The 17,354-nt window shown below is 72.1% G+C and carries 19 protein-coding genes and 1 pseudogene; 1 reads left to right on the top strand and 19 read right to left on the bottom strand.

Annotated elements, in window-relative coordinates:
• Window positions 1-53 precede the first annotated feature (53 nt).
• The 17 genes and pseudogenes from whiG to proS form a co-directional block, all read right to left on the bottom strand.
• A complete protein-coding gene (gene whiG / locus ACFZAU_RS26110) occupies window positions 54-890 on the bottom strand; it encodes an RNA polymerase sigma factor WhiG (RefSeq protein ID WP_499602169.1) in 837 nt (278 codons plus the stop codon).
• A 166-nt stretch (window positions 891-1,056) separates the two neighbouring features.
• Window positions 1,057-2,283, bottom strand: coding sequence for a DNA-processing protein DprA (gene dprA, locus ACFZAU_RS26105; RefSeq protein ID WP_500554177.1), 1,227 nt, complete (start codon window positions 2,281-2,283; stop codon window positions 1,057-1,059).
• Window positions 2,280-3,890, bottom strand: a complete 1,611-nt coding sequence (locus ACFZAU_RS26100) for a YifB family Mg chelatase-like AAA ATPase (RefSeq protein WP_500554176.1) — start codon at window positions 3,888-3,890, stop codon at window positions 2,280-2,282. The genes dprA and ACFZAU_RS26100 overlap by 4 nt, the downstream gene beginning before the upstream one ends.
• Window positions 3,890-4,261, bottom strand: coding sequence for a YraN family protein (locus ACFZAU_RS26095; protein WP_500554175.1), 372 nt, complete (start codon window positions 4,259-4,261; stop codon window positions 3,890-3,892). Before ACFZAU_RS26095 ends, ACFZAU_RS26100 begins: the two co-directional genes overlap by 1 nt.
• A gap of 132 nt (window positions 4,262-4,393) precedes the next feature.
• The gene (locus ACFZAU_RS26090; protein WP_018562949.1) at window positions 4,394-4,720 is read right to left on the bottom strand and encodes a DUF2469 domain-containing protein; all 327 of its coding nucleotides are present in this window, start codon (window positions 4,718-4,720) and stop codon (window positions 4,394-4,396) included.
• A gap of 39 nt (window positions 4,721-4,759) precedes the next feature.
• Window positions 4,760-5,239, bottom strand: a complete 480-nt coding sequence (locus tag ACFZAU_RS26085; protein WP_500554174.1) for an NUDIX hydrolase — start codon at window positions 5,237-5,239, stop codon at window positions 4,760-4,762.
• A 2-nt stretch (window positions 5,240-5,241) separates the two neighbouring features.
• Window positions 5,242-6,006 (bottom strand): signal peptidase I, encoded by a 765-nt coding sequence (gene lepB / locus ACFZAU_RS26080; protein WP_500554173.1) that lies wholly within the window; start codon window positions 6,004-6,006, stop codon window positions 5,242-5,244.
• A 43-nt stretch (window positions 6,007-6,049) separates the two neighbouring features.
• On the bottom strand, window positions 6,050-7,003 hold the full coding sequence (lepB, locus tag ACFZAU_RS26075) for a signal peptidase I (protein WP_499602739.1): 954 nt from the start codon (window positions 7,001-7,003) through the stop codon (window positions 6,050-6,052).
• Between the two features lie 298 nt (window positions 7,004-7,301).
• A pseudogene (gene lepB / locus ACFZAU_RS26070) lies at window positions 7,302-7,988 on the bottom strand (signal peptidase I); the annotation flags it as partial.
• Window positions 7,981-8,619 (bottom strand): signal peptidase I, encoded by a 639-nt coding sequence (gene lepB / locus ACFZAU_RS26065; RefSeq protein ID WP_500554172.1) that lies wholly within the window; start codon window positions 8,617-8,619, stop codon window positions 7,981-7,983. The pseudogene lepB (ACFZAU_RS26070) and the gene lepB (ACFZAU_RS26065), both read right to left, overlap by 8 nt.
• 41 nt (window positions 8,620-8,660) lie before the next feature.
• Window positions 8,661-9,011: a 50S ribosomal protein L19 gene (gene rplS, locus ACFZAU_RS26060; protein WP_105869103.1), complete on the bottom strand. Its 351-nt coding sequence runs from the start codon at window positions 9,009-9,011 to the stop codon at window positions 8,661-8,663.
• Between the two features lie 131 nt (window positions 9,012-9,142).
• Window positions 9,143-9,952, bottom strand: a complete 810-nt coding sequence (gene trmD, locus ACFZAU_RS26055; protein ID WP_500554171.1) for a tRNA (guanosine(37)-N1)-methyltransferase TrmD — start codon at window positions 9,950-9,952, stop codon at window positions 9,143-9,145.
• 4 nt (window positions 9,953-9,956) lie between these two features.
• On the bottom strand, window positions 9,957-10,529 hold the full coding sequence (gene rimM, locus ACFZAU_RS26050) for a ribosome maturation factor RimM (RefSeq protein WP_500554170.1): 573 nt from the start codon (window positions 10,527-10,529) through the stop codon (window positions 9,957-9,959).
• A 91-nt stretch (window positions 10,530-10,620) separates the two neighbouring features.
• Window positions 10,621-10,860 carry an RNA-binding protein gene (locus tag ACFZAU_RS26045; protein ID WP_018562958.1) on the bottom strand — a complete coding sequence of 80 codons (240 nt, stop codon included), beginning with the start codon at window positions 10,858-10,860 and terminating at the stop codon, window positions 10,621-10,623.
• A gap of 2 nt (window positions 10,861-10,862) precedes the next feature.
• Window positions 10,863-11,294, bottom strand: coding sequence for a 30S ribosomal protein S16 (gene rpsP / locus ACFZAU_RS26040; protein ID WP_326572235.1), 432 nt, complete (start codon window positions 11,292-11,294; stop codon window positions 10,863-10,865).
• Between the two features lie 225 nt (window positions 11,295-11,519).
• Window positions 11,520-12,110, bottom strand: coding sequence for a hypothetical protein (locus ACFZAU_RS26035; protein WP_319140678.1), 591 nt, complete (start codon window positions 12,108-12,110; stop codon window positions 11,520-11,522).
• A gap of 190 nt (window positions 12,111-12,300) precedes the next feature.
• Window positions 12,301-13,713 carry a proline--tRNA ligase gene (gene proS, locus ACFZAU_RS26030; RefSeq protein ID WP_500554169.1) on the bottom strand — a complete coding sequence of 471 codons (1,413 nt, stop codon included), beginning with the start codon at window positions 13,711-13,713 and terminating at the stop codon, window positions 12,301-12,303.
• A gap of 216 nt (window positions 13,714-13,929) precedes the next feature.
• Here proS and ACFZAU_RS26025 point away from each other — a divergent pair, with 216 nt between their 5' ends.
• On the top strand, window positions 13,930-14,763 hold the full coding sequence (locus ACFZAU_RS26025) for a class I SAM-dependent methyltransferase (RefSeq protein ID WP_499602180.1): 834 nt from the start codon (window positions 13,930-13,932) through the stop codon (window positions 14,761-14,763).
• Window positions 14,764-14,823: 60 nt separating this feature from the next.
• On the opposite strand, the gene ftsH is transcribed toward ACFZAU_RS26025, so the two are convergent.
• Both ftsH and ACFZAU_RS26015 read right to left on the bottom strand, forming a co-directional pair.
• Window positions 14,824-16,758, bottom strand: coding sequence for an ATP-dependent zinc metalloprotease FtsH (gene ftsH / locus ACFZAU_RS26020; protein WP_500554168.1), 1,935 nt, complete (start codon window positions 16,756-16,758; stop codon window positions 14,824-14,826).
• A 36-nt stretch (window positions 16,759-16,794) separates the two neighbouring features.
• The gene (locus tag ACFZAU_RS26015; protein ID WP_500554167.1) at window positions 16,795-17,310 is read right to left on the bottom strand and encodes a GNAT family N-acetyltransferase; all 516 of its coding nucleotides are present in this window, start codon (window positions 17,308-17,310) and stop codon (window positions 16,795-16,797) included.
• Between the last annotated feature and the right edge of the window lie 44 nt (window positions 17,311-17,354).

Raw genomic sequence — 17,354 nt, 5'->3', positions numbered from 1 at the left:
ACCACTGTACGGAAGTGGTGCGGCCGCCGGGCGCACGCGTCGGCAAACCGGCGTCAACGGCCGACGTCGGCCAGTTTCGCGCGCAATTGCAGAACGGATTTGGTGTGGATCTGGCTGACCCTGCTCTCGGTGACGCCGAGCACCTGGCCGATCTCGGCGAGGGTGAGCCCCTCGTAGTAGTAGAGGGTGACCACGGTCTTCTCACGCTCGGGCAGCGTGTTGACGGCGCGGGCCAGCAGCCGGCGCAGCTCGCGGTCCTCGGCGACCTCGACGGGGTTGTCGGCGCCGGTGTCCTCCAGGGTGTCGACCAGGGTGAGCCGGTCGCCGCCCTCGGTGCCCCCGTGGAGCAGGTCCTCGAGGGCGACGACGTTGGCCAGGGAGAGCTGGCTGAAGACCCCGTGCAGCTCCTCCAGGGCGATGCCCATCTCGGCGGCGACCTCCGACTCGCTCGGGGTGCGCCGCAGGGAGGCCTCGAGCGTGGCGTAGGCGCGTTCGACGGCGCGGGCCTTCTGGCGCACCGAGCGCGGGATCCAGTCCAGGGCGCGAAGCTCGTCGATCATGGCACCGCGGATCCGGGTGATCGCGTACGTCTCGAACTTGATCGCGCGCTCCGGGTCGAACTTCTCGATGGCGTCGATGAGCCCGAAGACCCCGGAGGAGACGAAGTCCGCCTGTTCCACGTTGGCGGGCAGGCCGACGCTCACGCGCCCTGCCACGTACTTCACCAGGGGCGAGTAGTGCAGGATCAGCTGCTCGCGCAGACGCGCGTCCCCCGTGGCCTTGTAGGTCCGCCACAGCGCGTCGAGCGAGGTGGGGGCGGGCGGCCGGGGGTTTCCGGTGACGGCGGTCGCCGCCGTGCTGCCTTCGTGCCCGGGAGTGTGCCGGTGCATGCGTCGATCTGAGCCGTTCTGCGTTGACCTGAGGGACGGGCGGGACTCGAACCTCCTTGAGCGTAGCGTGACCATACCGTCGCTCAGGGCGACGTCGGGGCGTCCCCATAACCTCGCCATCCAGGGGTTCCCAGGTCAAGAACCGTCCTGTCACCTGATGGTGTGTTCACCGGGAGAGCGTGTCGGCTTGGTGTCCTCCCTCCGTCGTGGGAGCGGTCTCACGGACGCGCGCCAACTTCCAGCGAGGGCCTTCCCGTTCGACGAAACCGAGGGCGTGCAGCTCATGCAGCCTGGTGAGGGTGTCGTCGGGGGTGCTGCCCGCGGCCACCGCGAGCTCCGCACAGCCGGTCGCGCCCCTGGCGGGCAGGGCCTCCAGCACGCGGGCGGCCGCGGGTGGCAGCAGATCCCGCGGCAGGACCGGTCCGCGGCGCTCGGGCGCGAGGTCCTCGCCGATGCGGCCGACGAGTTCGATGACGTCGGCGGCGCCGGTGACCAGGACACCGTCGGCGCGCAGGAGCTCGTGCACACCGTGGGACAGCGCGGAGGTGCAGGGGCCCGGGATACCCATGACGAAGCGCCCCAGCTTGCGGGCACGGCGGGCGGTGATCAGGGAGCCGCTGCGGTACTGGGCCTCGATGACGACGGTGCCCCGGGTGAGGGCGGCGATCACGCGGTTGCGCAGCACGAAGCGGCTCCGGGTGGGGTGCGATCCGGGCGGCAATTCACCGATGAGCAGGCCCTGTTCGGCGATGCGTCCGATCAACTCGGCATGACCCGGCGGATACGGCACGTCCACCCCGGAGGCGACGACCCCGACGGTCGCGCCCGTCGCGGACAGCGCGCCGCGGTGCGCGGCGCCGTCGATGCCGTAGGCGGCCCCGGAGACGGTGACCCAGCCGGCCTCCGCGAGGTCGGCCCCGAGGGTCGCCGCCATGTGGGAGCCGTACTCGGTGCACGCGCGGGCGCCCACGACGGCGACCGACCGCTGTGCCCACATACGCAGCGAGGCGCCGCCGCGCACCCAGAGCCCGTAAGGGCGTTCGCCGCCCAGGTCGTCGAGCTGCCGCGGCCAGTCCTGGTCACCGGGGCAGACGAAGCGGGTGCCCGTGGCGCCGGCCGCCGCCAGCTCACGCTCAGGCTTCGTCCGGCGGGCCCGCAGGGCGTACCCGGCCGTCCGCTGCTCCCCGGCCCCGGGCAGCGCCTCACCGGCGGTGAGCGCCCGTACGGTCTCGAGGGGGCCGAGCTCCTGGAGCCAGCTGCCGACGAGCCCGTCGCCGGGGTCGGCGATCCGGGTCAGGGCGGCCCGGGCCAGGCGCTCATCCGGTGTCGGGGACGGCTCCTCCTCCAGTTCCGGCAGGACGTCCCCGTCCGCGCCGGGCGGCATCTGCGTCATCGGACGTCCCCCGTCGCCGTCGCCATGCCGCGGCGCACACCCGTGCGCAGCTCCAGGGCGCGTTCCATGTCGATGCCGGCCGGCTGGTCGCGTCCGGCGAGGTCGGCGACCGTCCAGGCCACGCGCAGCACCCGGTCGAGCCCCCGCGCGGTGAGCAGTCCGCGCTCCATGTCCCGTTCGGCGGAGCGCAGGGCCCCGGGCGCAACGGCCCAGCGGGTGCGCAGTTCGTGGCCGGGGACCTGGCTGTTGAGCCGCCACGGGGTGCCCGCGTACCGGGCGGCGGCGCGTTCGCGGGCCTCCCGCACCCGCGCGGCGACCACCGCGGTGGTCTCGGCGGTGCCGGCGCCGCCGATCAGCTCGGAACGGCCGACGGCCTCCACCTCCACCCGCAGGTCGACCCGGTCCAGCAGCGGCCCGGACAGCCGCCCCTGGTAGCGGCGGATCATGTTCGGCGTGCAGTCGCACAGGCCGCCGGGAGCGCCGTACCGTCCGCAGGGGCAGGGGTTGGCGGCGAGGACGAGCAGGAACCGCGCGGGCAGGCGGACGACCCCGGCGGCCCTGGCGATCACCACGTGCCCTGACTCCAGGGGCTGGCGCAGTGCGTCGAGGGCCTGACCGTTGAATTCCGGCGCCTCGTCCAGGAAGAGCACTCCTTTGTGGGAGAGCGAGACGGCCCCCGGCCGCGGCAGCCCGTTCCCGCCGCCGACGAGGGACTGCATGGTCGCCGAGTGGTGCGGGGCGCAGTACGGCGGCTGGTCCACCATGTGCCGGTCCGCCGGCAGGATCCCGGCGACCGAGTGCACGGCGGTGACCTCCACCGCCTCCTGCCGCGTGAGCGGCGGCAGCAGCCCCGGCAGCCGCTCGGCGAGCATCGTCTTGCCCGCCCCGGGCGGCCCCTTGAGGTAGATGTGGTGGCCGCCCGCGGCCGCGACCTCCAGGGCGGTCCTGGCGGTGCCCTGGCCCGCGACCTCGGCGAGATCCGGGGCGCCGGCCTCGGCGAGGCCGGTGCCGTGGCCGGCGCCGGGCAGGGTGAGGCCGGCCAGCATCGGGTCGGGCCGCCCGTCCGTGGGCTCTTCTTCCTCCTCAGGGGCGAGTTCGTCGTTGAGCAGTGCGATCAGCTGCCTCAGGCTGCGGACCCCGAGCACCGAGACCCCCGGCACGAGCGAGGCCTCGGCGACCGTGCGCTCGGGCACCACCACGTGGCGGTACCCCGCCTCGGCGGCGGCCAGCACCGCGGGCAGCACCCCGCGGACCGGGCGGACCCGGCCGTCGAGGCCGAGCTCGCCGATCATCATCAGGTCGGCGATGTCGCGCGGGGCGACGCGGTCGTTCGCGGCGAGGACCGCGCACGCCACCGCCAGGTCGAACCCGCTGCCGCCCTTGGGGACGGAGGCCGGGCTGAGGCCGACCGTGAGCTTCTTCTGCGGCCAGGTCTCACCGCTGTTCACGATCGCGGCGCGGACCCGGTCGCGGCTCTCGCTGAGGCTCTTGTCCGGCAACCCCACCAGGGTGAACGCCGGCACCCCCGCCTCCAGGTCCGCCTGGACCTCGACGACGACGCCCTCCACGCCCAGCAGCGCCACCGAGCACGTGCGCGCGAAGCCCATCACTGCACCCCCCGCACGTGCTCGACGCGAGCGGCACCCCGGGCCGGCAGGACCACGCCCACGACGTCGATCCGCACCCCTCCCGGGGGCGGTCCGCCGTGGTCGGCCAGCCAGCACTCGGCCAGCCGCCGCAGCCGCTCGGCCTTGCGCGCGGTGATCGCGGCCATCGGGTGCTCACCGCAGTTCTCGGCGCGCGACTTCACCTCGCACACCACGAGCGCGTCGCCGTCCGCCGCCAGGATGTCGATCTCTCCGTGGCGTTCGCGGTGCCGGCACCGCCAGTTCCGCTCCAGCACGATCATCCCGGCCTCGGTCAGGGACCGTGCCGCCAGCTTCTCGCCGTAGCGTCCGAAGGCTCCTCGAGCGTTCATCCGTACCACCTCCGTCACTCACTGTGAGGGAGATGGCGCCCGAGAGATGATCTTGACCAGAGCCTGTGGACAACTCCCGGCCTCCGCCGGACCCCCGACGGATCGCCGCGCGCCCCCGCGGCCCCGGCGGCCTCAGCCGTTGAAGCCGGAGTCGTCCGAGGGCAGGTCGAGGTCGGCCTTGTTCAGCTCCTCGATGTTCACGTCCTTGAACGTCAGCACGCGCACCTGCTTCACGAAGCGGGCCGGCCGGTACATGTCCCACACCCACGCGTCGGCCATGGAGACCTCGAAGAACACCTCGCCCTGGACCGAGTGCACCTGCATCTCGTAGTCGTTGGTGAGGTAGAAACGACGCTCCGTCTCGATCACGTACTTGAACAGGCCGACGACATCCCGGTACTCCCTGTAGAGCTTCAGCTCCATCTCGGTCTCGTACTTCTCGAGGTCCTCGGCGCTCATGGCATGTTCCCCTTCAGCCGTACGTCCCCCCATTGTGCGTCAGTCACGCTCCGTCCCCAGGTGAATCGGGGACAATGGGGGACCTTCGTCGAGCAGCGTGCGCAGCAGCCCGGCGAGCCTGGTCGGGTACACCGTCTCATGCGAGGCGAGCAGTTCCTCGCAGGTCCACCACCGCAGGCCGTCCACGCTGCGCCGTTCCAGTTCGGTGAGGCCGCCGGTGTGCACCCGGAGGTCGTCGGTGCGGGCCAGGTAATACCACTCGTCCTGCTCCCAGTCCCGGCCGTCGAAGGCGAAGGCGCACGAGCGCTCCCACAGCACCGGCCCCAGCAGGGCCGTGGTGATCCCGGTCTCCTCGGCCAGCTCGCGGCGCGCCGCGGCCTCCAGGCTCTCGCCTTCCTCGACGCCGCCGCCCGGGGTGAACCACCAGGTGACGGACGGGTCGTCCGGCTCGTACCCGTGCAGCAGCAGGATCCGGTCGGAGGGGTCGAGGAGGATGACCCGTGCGGCACGACGTCGCATGGTTATCGCGCCGCCTTCCGCCGCCGGGCCCGGTCCGCGACGGGCCCGTAGGCCGCGCCCGCGAAGATCAGGACCACGCCGGCCGCGATCGCCACGCCCACCGTGCGCAGCGGGCCGGGATCCGAGGGACCGTCGCCCGGCAGGGCGGCGAAGGCACCGGTCCGCTCCAGCATGCCCGCGCGGCCGAACGGCCAGACGACGCCGTCGACCCGCGCGGACACCGTGCTGCGCGGCACGGAGCCGTTGTCGGAGTCGCCGAGGCGCAGGCGGGAGTCCTCGGACGTGGCGCGGTTGTCGCCCATCATGAAGAGGTTGCCCCGGGGCACGGTGGCCGAGAAGGGGGTCGGTGAGGCCGGACCGTCGGCGTCCAGGCGGTACGGCTCGTCCACCGGCTTCCCGCCGACCGTGAGCCGCCCCTGCTTGTCGCAGCAGGCCACCTCGTCACCGCCGACCGCCACGACCCGCTTCACCATGGGGACGTCGCCCCAGAGCGGATCGGTGAAGACCACGACGTCCCCGCGCCGCACCTCGGATCCGTCGATCCGCTGGGCGAGGATCTTGTCGCCCGCGTCCACGGTCGGGGTCATCGATCCGGTGGGGACGGTGTACGGCCGGTAGACCAGCGCTCCCCAGACGAAACCGCCGAGGAAGAGGACGCAGCCGAGGGCGACGGCCAGACCGGAGACTATTCGTCCGGTCCGTCCGCCGCCCTGTCCGCCCGCTCGCCCCGTCGCCGTGCGCGTGCCCGTGCCTGTGCTCGTGCTCATGCGTCCGCACCCTACCCGGGGGTACGGACCGGGGGCAGCCCTGTCACCCGGCCCGGTTGATCAGACGGCGCCGCCGCCACATGACCAGCGGGACCGCGCCGGCCAGTCCGCCCGCGGCCGGCAGACCGGCGGCGGCCGCGCTGATGCCGGGCTGGTCGAAGGTGCTGGGCACGGGAAGGGTGGACCAGTTGCTGATCGGCCAGGCCACGACGACCGCGCGTCCGACGACCTCGTCCACCGAGACCGTGCCGTTGCCCGGGAGGTTCTGGTGGTAACGGGAGTCCAGGGAGTCCTGACGGTGGTCGCCCATCACCCAGATGCGGCCCTGCGGGACCTTGATCGGACCGAACGGGCGGTCACCGCACGGCGTGTTCCCGGGGTAGATGTACGGCTCGTCCAGCGCCTTGCCGTTCACCTTGACCGGGCCCGTGCCCTTGCACTCCACCGTGTCGCCGCCGACCGCGATGACCCGCTTGATCAGGTCCTTCTCCTCCGCGGACGGCATGAGGCCGACGAAGCTCAGACCCTTCTGGATCGCGCCCGTCACCGGGTTGGTGTCCACCGGGACCGTCTCGCCGAGCCAGCCGCCCGGGTCGTGGAAGACCACGACCTCGCCGCGCTCGGGCTCGGAGCCGAACCAGGGCGTGAGCTTGTCGACCAGGACGCGGTCGCCGATCCTCAGGGTGTTCTCCATCGACGCCGACGGGATGGAGAACGCCTGCAGCAGGAAGGTCTTGATCAGCCACGCCAGCGCGAGGGCGATGATGATCAGCAGCGGGAGTTCCTTCCAGAACGAACGCTGCTGCTTCTTCTCCCCGCCGCCGTCACGGCCGTCCGTCTCGCCCGCCTCTTCGGAGGTCCCCGCGCCTTCTGAGGTCTCCGCGCCCGCGTCCGGGCCCTTCTTTCCGAGCTGCGCCTCGCCGTCGCCAGCCGAGCCGCCCGACGTGGGGTCCCGATCCTCCGGCTCTTCGCGTCCGGACCTTGCGCCGACCACCAGGTCCCCCACATCCACTCCTTACTCGACTTGCTGCGCGCTGCCGCCCGCGCCACGTGCGGCGCAGGCCCACCAATCCCATAACGAGCGGAAGTTCCGCAGGAGTCGGGAGCGGGGTCATTCCTTGCCGATTGTTGGATGTTGCCACTCCCGGGCCGGCCCTCGCGGCAGACGCGCCCGAGCCCCCGGGGGCGGCGACGCCGGAGTACGTCGCCGGTTCCTTCAGTCCCGCCCAGTGGCCCATCGGCCAGGCCACCGCGAAGGCCCTGCCGACCACCATGTTCTCGGGCACGGTGCCGTTGCCGGCGTCCTTGAGGTGGAAGCGCGAGTCCGCGGAGTTGGAGCGGTGGTCGCCCATCACGAAGAGCCGGTTCGCGGGCACGTGGACCGTGAACTTGATCTCCGACGGCGGGTTCCCCGGGTGGATGTAGGGCTCGTCCAGCGGGGTCCCGTTGACGGTGATCCTGCCCTGGGCGTCACAGCACTTCACCGTGTCGCCGCCGACCGCGACCACGCGCTTGATCAGGTCCTGCTCGTCCGCGGACGGCAGCAGCCCGATGAAGGTGAAGAACTCCTTGACCTGCTTGACGACCACCGGGTCCTCGCCGGACTGGGCCTGTTCGCCCTCCAGCCAGTTGCCGGGGTCCTTGAAGACCACCACGTCACCGCGCTGCGGACGCGAGCCGAACCACGGTGTGAGCTTGTCGACGACCACGCGGTCGCCGATCCTGATCGTCTGCTCCATCGAACCCGACGGGATGACGAAGGCCTGCAGCAGGAAGGTCTTGAGCACCAGCGCGATCAGCAGCGCGACCCCGATGAGCAGGGGTATCTCCTTGGCGGCGGAACGCCGGCGCCGGCGCTTGACCTTCCGCGCCAGCTTGCGCCGCTCGGCCCGGCCACCACCCCTGCGCGGACCCGCCGGCTCCTCGCCCAGGTACTCGGCGCGGCTCGGCTGACCGGGCTGCGCCCGGCCGCGGCTACCCATGGGCGCCGTCCAGGGACCGACGGCGGCCCAGCGGCCATATGGTCGCCTCCGCCCGGCCGATCACCTCGTCCACCGGAACCGTGCCCCCTCCGGGGTCGCCGAGGTGGTCGCGGGAATCCCGGCTGTCGGCACGGTGGTCACCCATCACCCACAGCCTCCCATCCGGCACCTCGATGTCGAACGCTACCCGGGACGGCGTGTCCCCGGGATAAAGATAGGTCTCGTCCAGCGGCCGCCCGTTGACGGTGATCCTGCCGCTGTCGTCGCAACAGGTCACCCGGTCCCCGCCGACACCGACGACCCGCTTGACGAAGTCGGTCCCGCCGGAGCCCTGCACGAACGACCCCTTGCCGTCGAAGACCACGATGTCACCCCTGGCGGGCGTGCTGCCGAAACGGTACGCCAGTTTGTTGACCAGCACGCGGTCCCCGGACCGCAGGGTGTTCTCCATCGACCCGCTGGGGATCTCGAAGGGCTGCGCCACGAACACGTTGACCAGCGCCACCACGGCGGCGGCCGCGACGACCAGGAGCGCGTACCGCTGTGTACGTACGCCGAAGCGCGACCGCTCATCCCGCTGTTCGGCGGGATCCGCGCGGTCGCGCTCCGGAAGGTGTACCTCTGTGTCCATCAGGCGCAGAGCCTATAGGGCCCCGCATGTGCCGGCCGGACTCAGTTGTCGCGCTTCTCCTTGATCTTCGCGGCCTTGCCGCGCAGCTCACGGAGGTAGTACAGCTTGGCGCGACGCACGTCACCGCGGGTCACGAGCTCGATCTTCTCGAAGATCGGGCTGTGCACCGGGAAGGTGCGCTCGACGCCGACGCTGAAGGAGACCTTGCGGACCGTGAAGGTCTCACGGACGCCGGCGCCCTGGCGACGGATGACAACGCCCTTGAACTGCTGGATACGGGAGCGGTTGCCCTCGATCACGCGGACGTGGACGTTGACGGTGTCACCCGGGCGGAAGGCCGGGACGTCGCTGCGCAGCGACGCGGCGTCGACGGAGTCGAGCAGGTGGGACATGTTCGTCTGCTTTCTTCGCCCATGCCACAGGTCATCGGCGGATCGTGGTGGTGATACGAGTGCCGCGACGTCGGACGGTCGTCATGTCCCCCTGTGGCAGGGGCGCACGCCGGACGCACAGCGGCAGCCGCCTATTCTTCCACGGACTCCGGCACGCGCCCAAATCGCCCGTCCTCGCCGACGACCCAGCCGAGCGCGGCGAGCATGGAGCGGTCCTTCTTGTCGAGGGTCGCCGGGTCGCAGCGCTCGATCAGGTCGGGCCGGTTCTCCGACGTACGGCGGAAGGCCTCGTCGCGGCGCCAGCGGGCGACCTTGCCGTGGTGGCCGCTGAGCAGCACCTCCGGCACCCCGCGGTCGCGCCAGACCGGGGGCTTGGTGAAGACCGGGCCCTCCAGCAGGTCGGCCATGGCGCCGGGGGCGAAGGAGTCGTCGCGGTGGGACTCGGCGTTGCCGAGCACGCCCGGCAGCAGCCGGGCGACCGCCTCGACCATCACCAGGACCGGGGCCTCGCCGCCGGCCAGCACGTAGTCGCCGATGGAGACCTCGCGGACGTCGAACCGGTCTCCGTACTCCTCGATGACCCGGCGGTCGATGCCCTCGTAGCGGGCCGGGGTGAAGACCAGCCAGAACTTCCCGGACAGCTCGACCGCGAGCTCCTGCGTGAAGGGACGGCCGCTCGGGGTGGGGACGACCAGCACGGGTGCGCCCTCGCCCGACTCCAGGACCGCGTCCAGGGCCTCGCCCCACGGCTCGGGCTTCATGACCATGCCGGGCCCGCCGCCGTACGGGGTGTCGTCGACCGTGTTGTGCCGGTCGTGGGTCCACTCGCGCAGGTCGTGGACGCGTACGTCCAGTTGGCCGCGCGTGCGGGCCTTGCCGACCAGGGAGACGTTCAGCGGCTCCAGGTACTCGGGGAAGATCGTGACGACGTCGATGCGCATGGTCCTACCGCTCCGCCTCGGCCCCGGTCTCGCCGTCGGCCTCGCCGTGGGCCTCGTCCTCGTCCTCGATCTCGTCCAGCAGGCCGGGCGGGGGGTCGACGACCGCGCGCTGCTGCTCCAGGTCGATCTCGGGGACGATCTCGGCGACGAAGGGCACCATGACCTCGCTGCCGTCCGGCCGTTCGACGACCAGCAGGTCGTGGAAGGGCAGGTGGGAGATCTCCTTGATCCGGCCGACCGGGGTCCCGTCGGTGGTGACCACGTCGAGGTCGACCAGCTGGTGGTCGTAGAACTCCTCGGGGTCCTCGGGCGTCTCGTCAGGGTCGACGTCGGCGATGAGCAGGACGTTGCGCAGCGCCTCGGCGCCGTTGCGGTCCTTGACGCCCGCGAAGCGCAGCATCAGCCGGCCGCTGTGCACCCGGCCGGTCTCGACGGTGAGCGGGCCGGCCGAGGCCGGGTCCGTGACGAGCACGGCGCCCGGGGCGAGCCGCAGTTCCGGCTCGTCGGTGCGCACCTCCACCGAGACCTCGCCCTTGATGCCATGGGCGCGGCCGATGCGTCCCACTACCAGCTGCACTTGTTCGCGCTCCTGTGCTCACGTGTCGGATAAGACCACGGGCCGGGGGCGGCCCAAGAGCCACCCCCGGCCCGTGCCGGTGCTGCGTACCTCAGCGGACGTTGTCCACGTCGACGAGGTCGACGCGGACACCCCGTCCGCCGATCGCGCCCACGACGGTGCGCAGGGCGCGGGCGGTGCGGCCGTTACGGCCGATCACCTTGCCGAGGTCGTCGGGGTGCACCCGGACCTCGAGGACCTTCCCGCGACGCAGGGTGCGCGCGGCGACCTGCACCTCGTCGGGATTGTCGACGATGCCCTTGACCAGGTGCTCGAGGGCCTCCTCGAGCACGATCAGGCCTCGGTCGACTCGGCCGCCTCGGCGGCCTCGTCCTTCTTGTCGGACTTCTTGGCCTTCTGGGTGATGGCCTCACCCTTGGGCTCGTCACCGGCGTCCTTGGCGGCGGCCTCGAAGAGAGCGCGCTTGTCGGCCTTGGGCTCGGCGACCAGGAGCGGGGCCGGAGCCGGCTCGCCCTTGTACTTCTGCCAGTCGCCGGTCTTCTTCAGGATGGCGAGCACGGGCTCGGTCGGCTGCGCGCCGACACCCAGCCAGTACGCGACGCGATCGGCGTTGACCTCGATGCGCGACGGGTTCTGCACGGGGTGGTACAGACCGATCTCCTCGATGGCCCGGCCGTCACGGCGGGTACGGGAGTCGGCGACGACGATGCGGTAGTGAGGCGAACGGATCTTGCCCAGACGCTTCAGCTTGATCTTGACTGCCACGGGAGTGGGTTCTCCTGGTGTTGACGTGGTTGGGCAGGCCGGACCGCCACGTGGGGTTGTGGAGCCGGTTCGCCCGACGGACGCGTCAGCCGAAGGAGAGAGGGGTCCTGCACGGCTGCCGAGTGCTCAGCTGACCATTGTGCCATACGGCGGGCATGCCGCCGTACGCCGGCGGCCCCACCGGCGCTGCCCCCGTGACGAGCCGCCCCCGTGCGCGGCGGGCGCTCACGCGACCGCCGCGGCCTCCGGGATCCGGAACGGCGTACCGCACGCGCCGCAGACGATCGGCGCCTGCGCGAGCACGGACGGCACGACCCGGACGTTGCGTCCGCAGTCGCAGACCGCCTTCACCCGTACGCCTCCGCCCGAGGACCCGTGCCGGGCGGCGGGCCCGCGGAAACTGCGGGCGGTGTCGGCGGCGGTCGCCGCGGTGTGCGCTCTGAGGGCGCGCTGCAGCCGGTCGATCGTCGCCCGGTAGCGCTTCTTGGTGTCCGGCCGCAGCTGGACCAGGGAGAAGCCGCTGCTGGGGTGCGGCTCCTCGGAGTGGTCCAGGCCGAGCTCGTCGGCGATGGCCAGGAATCGACGGTTGTGGTAGCGGCCCGCCCGCGAGGTGTCCCGGACGCCGCGTGCGGCGGCGACTCCGTGGACGGCCTCGTGCAGCAGGCGCTCGAAGGAGAGCTCCGTGCCGCACGCGGACGAGGACTCTCCGATCAGGGACTCGGGGGCGGCCAGGTCGGGCAGTTCGGGATGGTGCCGTTGAATGTCGGCCCATGCGACTGCCAGCTCGGCGGCGAGGACTGGTGGTGTCGTGCTCACGTCGTGACAACGAGCCGGGGGCGCCCAGTGTTCCGATACCGGGCCATCCCAAATATTTTGCACGTACTAGTCAGTTCCGGATGATGCGTACGGCTGAGGGCGGGTGCGGAGGACAGTGGAGAAGTCACGCACCCGCCTCAAGCATGGACGTACTGCTGATTACGTACGTCGCTTTTCGGTCAGTTGACGGTCAGTATGCCCGCGCGACGATCGCGACGGTACCCGGCGCGTCGTCCGCTTCCGGAACACCGCCGTCCTCGGTGAGGAGGCAGCGCACGGACACGCCCTGCTCGGCCAGCTTGGCCTCGCCCTCCGGGCCCAGGTCCGCCCACGGGATGCGGCCCCAGCCGGTGGCCGCGGCCTCGGCGGCCTCGGCGATCGTCCTGACGTCCACGGTGCGGGACTCGCGGCGCTCGCGGGACTGGCGCAGCAGCGTGGCCTGGTCCTCCTCCAGCACCTTGGGCAACAGCGCGGCCAGCTCGTCGATCGCCACCGGCTCCTTGCCGCCGGGGACGCGGCGGGCCAGCATCGCGGTGCCGTTCTCCAGGTCGCGCGGGCCGACCTCGACCCGGACGGGCACGCCCTTGAGCTCCCAGTCCACGGCGCGCCGGCCGAACGGGGTGTCGGTGCGCACGTCGACCTCGACGCGCACGCCCGCGGCCTTGAGCCGGTCGCCGATCTCGCGGACCTTGGCGACGACCTCGTCGTCGCCCTTGATCGCCAGGACGACGGCCTGCACCGGCGCGAGCCGCGGCGGCACGCGCAGTCCGTTGTCGTCGCCGTGGGACATGATCAGGCCGCCGACCATGCGGGTCGACACGCCCCAGGAGGTCTGCCAGACCAGCTCCTGCTGCCCCTCCTTCGAGAGGTAGGACGTGTTGAACGCCTTGGCGAAGTTGGTGCCCAGCTCGTGGCTGGTGCCCAGCTGCAGGGCCTTGCCGTCGCCCATCATGCCCTCGAGGGTGAGGGTGTTGACGGCACCGGCGAAGCGCTCGCGGGCGGTCTTGCGGCCGAGGACGACGTCGATGCCCAGGACGTCGGTCATGAAGTCGCCGTACACGTCGCGGTGGATCATCGCGGCGTACTCGCGGGCGTCCTCGTAGGTGGCGTGCGCGGTGTGCCCCTCCTGCCACAGGAACTCACTCGTACGGAGGAAGAGCCGCGAGCGCATCTCCCAACGGACCACGTTGGCCCACTGGTTGATGAGCAGGGGCAGGTCGCGGTAGCTCTGCACCCACTTGGAGAAGTACTCGTTGATGATCGTCTCGGAGGTGGGCCGGACGACGACCGGCTCCTCCAGCTCCTTGCCGCCGCCGTGGGTGACCACGGCGAGCTCCGGCGCGAAGCCCTCGACGTGCTCGGCCTCCCGGGTCAGGTAGGACTGCGGGATGAAGAGCGGGAAGTACGCGTTCTGGGCGCCCGCCTCCTTGATCCGCGCGTCCATCTCCTGCTGCATCCGCTCCCACAGCGAGTACCCGTACGGCCGGATGACCATGGTGCCGCGCACCGGGCCGTTGTCGGCCAGCTCGGCCTTGTTGATCAGGTCCTGGTACCAGCGCGGGAAGTCGTCCGCCTGGGGCGTGAGTACGGGAGCCTTTGCCATGCCGCAGATGGTACGGGGACAGCGGCACCGGACGTGAATCGGCGTGGTCGGGAATCGGCCCAATCCTCACCTTCAAACCTCTGGACTACGGCCCGGAAGGGGAGTTGTCTGGCTCCGGGGGCATGCGCGGCGTGACGGAGGACATGCGCGGCGTAACCGGGGGGCGTACGAGGAAGGCTTTCGGCGAGACGGCGACGCGGCTGATTGGGGCGCTCGATGACACCTACGCTCGCACGGCACCCACAAACACACCGGACGGACGGCAGGGCGCGCGACTGGGCGGAGATCCAGGAGCGGATGCTCGTACCGCTCTACGAGGCGGTGCACGAGCGGTTGGAGGTCGGCCCCCGCACCCGGCTGCTCGGCGTGGGGTGCGGATCGGGGCTCGCGCTGCTGATGGCCTCGGCCCGCGGCGCGGCCGTCACCGGGTGCGACCCGGACGAACGGCGTCTGGCACTGGCCCGGCAGCGGCTGCTGCCCGAGCCGCAGTGGGGCGCGCCGGTACGGTCACGCGGGCGCACCCGGCTCGTGCCGGGCGGCCCGGAGGAGGTCACGCTGCCGGACGGGGCACCGTTCACCTTGGTCACCGCCCTCGACCCGGGGACGGCACCGGCGACGCTGGTTCCGGCGCTGCGGGCCGCGGCGGGCCTGGCCGAGCGGGGCACCCCGGTCGTGCTGGCCGGTTGGGGACCGCCCGAGCGCTGCGCCACCGGGCGGGTGCTGCGGGTCGCGTCCCGGCTGGCGGAGCCGCGCGGCACCGCGCTCGAGGCCGCGGTCCGGCTCAGCGGCCGGGACGACCTGGAGGACCTGGCGCGCGACGCGGGACTGCGCCCGGACGGCTCGGGGCGGGTGTCCTGCCCGTTCGGCTACCCCGACATGGACAGCGCGGTGCGCGGCCTGGTGTCGACCGGGCTCTTCGACGCCGCCGTGGCCGCCACCGACGAGGACCAGGTGCGCAAGGAACTGCGCGAGGCGCTGCACGCGTACCGGCGCGCGGACGGCACGGTGCGGATGGAGAACGTCTTCCGCTACCTGGTGGCCCGGGTGTAGCCCGGATGCCCCCGCGCGACGGCGGCCGCGACCCAGGCGGCGGCCACGCGGCTGCGGCGGCTACTCGGCGGCCTTCGCAAGCCGCGGGATGCCCGCCGCCTCGTAGGCCTCGTTCTCCTCCAGCGTCTCGGCCTCCAGGAGCCGCTCCGCGAGGGCGTCCAGTTGCTCGCGGTGCCGGTCCAGCAGCCGGCAGGCCGTCCCGTAGCACTCGTCGACGATCCTGCGCATCTCGGTGTCGATCACGTCGAGGGTGGCGGGGGCGGCGGACAGTCCGTAGGGCTGCTGGGAGTCGGCGGGGATCGCGGAGAGCGGGCCGACCTTCTCGCTCATGCCCCAGCGGCCGACCATGCCCCGGACGACGTTGGTGACCTGTTCGAGGTCGTTCTCGGCACCGGTGGTGATCACCCCGAAGACGACGTGTTCGGCGGCCATGCCGCCGAGCGCGCCGATGATCCGGCCGCGCAGGTATTCCTGGGTGTACGCGTAGCGGTCGGAGTCGGGGGTGGAGAGGGTGACGCCGAGGGCGCGGCCGCGCGGCACGATGGTGATCTTGCGTACGGGGTCGGCGCCCGGGTGCAGCATGCCGAGCAGGGCGTGCCCGGACTCGTGGTAGGCGGTGCGGCGGCGCTCCTCGGCGGGCATGAAGAGCGGGCGTGCCGCACCCAGCTGCACCTTCTCCAGGGCGTCGGAGAGCTCGCCCTGCCCGACGGCGCCTTTGCCGCGCTTGACCGCGAGCAGCGCGGCCTCGTTGGCGAGGTTGGCGAGCTCCGCGCCCGTCATCCCCGGCGTCGCGCGGGCCACGGCGGTCAGGTCGATGCCGCTCTCCAGCGGGACCTGCCGCAGGTGGATGCGGAGGATGGACTCGCGGCCCGTGCGGTCGGGCGGGCTGACGTGGACGACGCGGTCGAACCGGCCGGGCCGGGTCAGGGCCGGGTCCAGGACATCGGGCCGGTTGGTGGCGGCGATGACGACGACGCCCTCGGAACCGGAGAAACCGTCCATCTCGGTGAGGATCTGGTTGAGGGTCTGCTCCCGCTCGTCGTGGCCGCCGATGCCGCCCGCGGCGCCGCGGGCGCGGCCGATGGTGTCGATCTCGTCGATGAAGATGATCGCCGGGGCGACCTCGCGGGCCTCGGCGAACAGCTCGCGCACCCGGCCGGCGCCGACGCCCACGATCATCTCGATGAACTCCGAGGCGGAGGCGGAGAAGAACGGCACGTCCGCCTCGCCGGCCACGGCGCGGGCGAGCAGGGTCTTGCCGGTGCCGGGCGGTCCCGCGAGCAGCACGCCGCGCGGCATCCGCGCCCCGAGCGCCCGGTAGGCCTGCGGGCGCTTGAGGAAGTCGACGACCTCGTTCAGCTCGGCCTCCACCTCGTCGATGCCCGCCACGTCGGCGAAGGTCGTACGGCGGCCGAGCTCGGGGACGACCGGCCGCGGCGGGCCCCTGCGGCCCATGCCGCCAAGTCCGCCGAGCCCGCCCGCGAGCTTGCTCATCCGGCGGGAGACGTAGAGCCACAGCACGACCAGCAGCAGCACGGGGGCGAGCGAGAGCAGCAGGTTGTAGAGCAGCCCGCGCTGCTGGACCACGGGTTCCGCGGTGACGGTGACCCCGTTCTTCGACAGGGTCGCCCACAGGTCGTCGTCGGCGAAGACCGGCCGCTGGGTCTTGAACTGCATGTACGTGCCGTCGGCCGCGCCGGGCACGTCCTGCTTCTTCTTGAGCTGCCCCTCGATGGAGTCGCCCTTGGAGTAGATCTTCGAGATGTTGTCCCGGTCGAGCTGCCGGTCGAACTCGGTGTACGAGATCGTCGTCGGCCGGGGCCCGGTGAAGAACGAGAGCACCAGGTCGGTGATGAGGAAGACGACGAGCGCCGTCAGGATCATGCCGCCCCAGCCGCCCATGCGGCGTCGTCGCCGGGTGGGCGGCGAGGGTGGCGCGCCCTCCGTCCGCCATGGGTCGTCCGGATTCTGCCGGGGCGGTACGGGATTGCCCATAACCCGACCATAAGGACAGCGCCGCTCCGGCGCCCCTCAGGCCCCGGGCCACTCCTCGACGGTCAGCGCGAAGCGCTCGTGGTCGCGCCAGGCGTCGTTCAGGTAGAGCATGCGCGGCGTGAAGCCCTCGTGGCGGAAGCCGAGGCGCCTGGCCATCGCGACGGACCGCTCGTTCTCCGGCTGCACGTTGATCTCCAGCCGGTGCAGGCCCAGGCCGTGGGGTTCGGGGGCGAAGCAGCGGTCGACGACCAGACGCAGCCCCTCGCTCATCCGCCCGGTGCCGGCGAAGGGCACGTAGCTGTCGTAGCCCAGGCTGGCGTTGCGGAAGCGCCCCATGACGATGTTGGCCACGTTGCACTTGCCGACGATCCCGCCGCTCTCCTCGTCGAGGATCAGGAACGTCCGCAGCACGGGTCCCTGGCGCCGCAGCAGTTCGGGCAGCCCGTCCGGTTCGACCGGGTTCCACCGGCCCACGTGGCCTGCGGAACGCAGCACCGCCTCCCGGTACGCGGGGGCGTCGGCCGGCTCCGGGGGGCGGATGTGTACGCGCATGGATCCATGATGCACGCGTGACGGCGGCTCCCCCTCCCCGGGGG

This window comes from Streptomyces sp. NPDC008238 (assembly GCF_042956445.1).
In the GTDB taxonomy this organism is placed as follows: Bacteria; Actinomycetota; Actinomycetes; order Streptomycetales; family Streptomycetaceae; genus Actinacidiphila.
The sequence above is the reverse complement of the archived record's forward strand: the minus strand, read 5'-3'. Positions and strand labels throughout refer to the sequence as shown.

What these genes read in the sequence shown, in the direction of transcription:
- ACFZAU_RS26095 (WP_500554175.1), bottom strand. Translation starts at nt 4,261, where the DNA reads ATGAACGCTCGAGGAGCCTTCGGACGCTACGGCGAGAAGCTGGCGGCA.
- lepB (WP_500554173.1), bottom strand. Translation starts at nt 6,006, where the DNA reads ATGAGCACGAGCACAGGCACGGGCACGCGCACGGCGACGGGGCGAGCG.
- rplS (WP_105869103.1), bottom strand. Translation starts at nt 9,011, where the DNA reads ATGTCCCACCTGCTCGACTCCGTCGACGCCGCGTCGCTGCGCAGCGAC.
- ACFZAU_RS26090 (WP_018562949.1), bottom strand. Translation starts at nt 4,720, where the DNA reads ATGAGCGCCGAGGACCTCGAGAAGTACGAGACCGAGATGGAGCTGAAG.
- ACFZAU_RS26085 (WP_500554174.1), bottom strand. Translation starts at nt 5,239, where the DNA reads ATGCGACGTCGTGCCGCACGGGTCATCCTCCTCGACCCCTCCGACCGG.
- lepB (WP_500554172.1), bottom strand. Translation starts at nt 8,619, where the DNA reads ATGGACACAGAGGTACACCTTCCGGAGCGCGACCGCGCGGATCCCGCC.
- dprA (WP_500554177.1), bottom strand. Translation starts at nt 2,283, where the DNA reads ATGACGCAGATGCCGCCCGGCGCGGACGGGGACGTCCTGCCGGAACTG.
- ftsH (WP_500554168.1), bottom strand. Translation starts at nt 16,758, where the DNA reads ATGGGCAATCCCGTACCGCCCCGGCAGAATCCGGACGACCCATGGCGG.
- trmD (WP_500554171.1), bottom strand. Translation starts at nt 9,952, where the DNA reads ATGCGCATCGACGTCGTCACGATCTTCCCCGAGTACCTGGAGCCGCTG.
- ACFZAU_RS26100 (WP_500554176.1), bottom strand. Translation starts at nt 3,890, where the DNA reads ATGGGCTTCGCGCGCACGTGCTCGGTGGCGCTGCTGGGCGTGGAGGGC.
- proS (WP_500554169.1), bottom strand. Translation starts at nt 13,713, where the DNA reads ATGGCAAAGGCTCCCGTACTCACGCCCCAGGCGGACGACTTCCCGCGC.
- whiG (WP_499602169.1), bottom strand. Translation starts at nt 890, where the DNA reads ATGCACCGGCACACTCCCGGGCACGAAGGCAGCACGGCGGCGACCGCC.
- ACFZAU_RS26025 (WP_499602180.1), top strand. Translation starts at nt 13,930, where the DNA reads ATGACACCTACGCTCGCACGGCACCCACAAACACACCGGACGGACGGC.
- ACFZAU_RS26015 (WP_500554167.1), bottom strand. Translation starts at nt 17,310, where the DNA reads ATGCGCGTACACATCCGCCCCCCGGAGCCGGCCGACGCCCCCGCGTAC.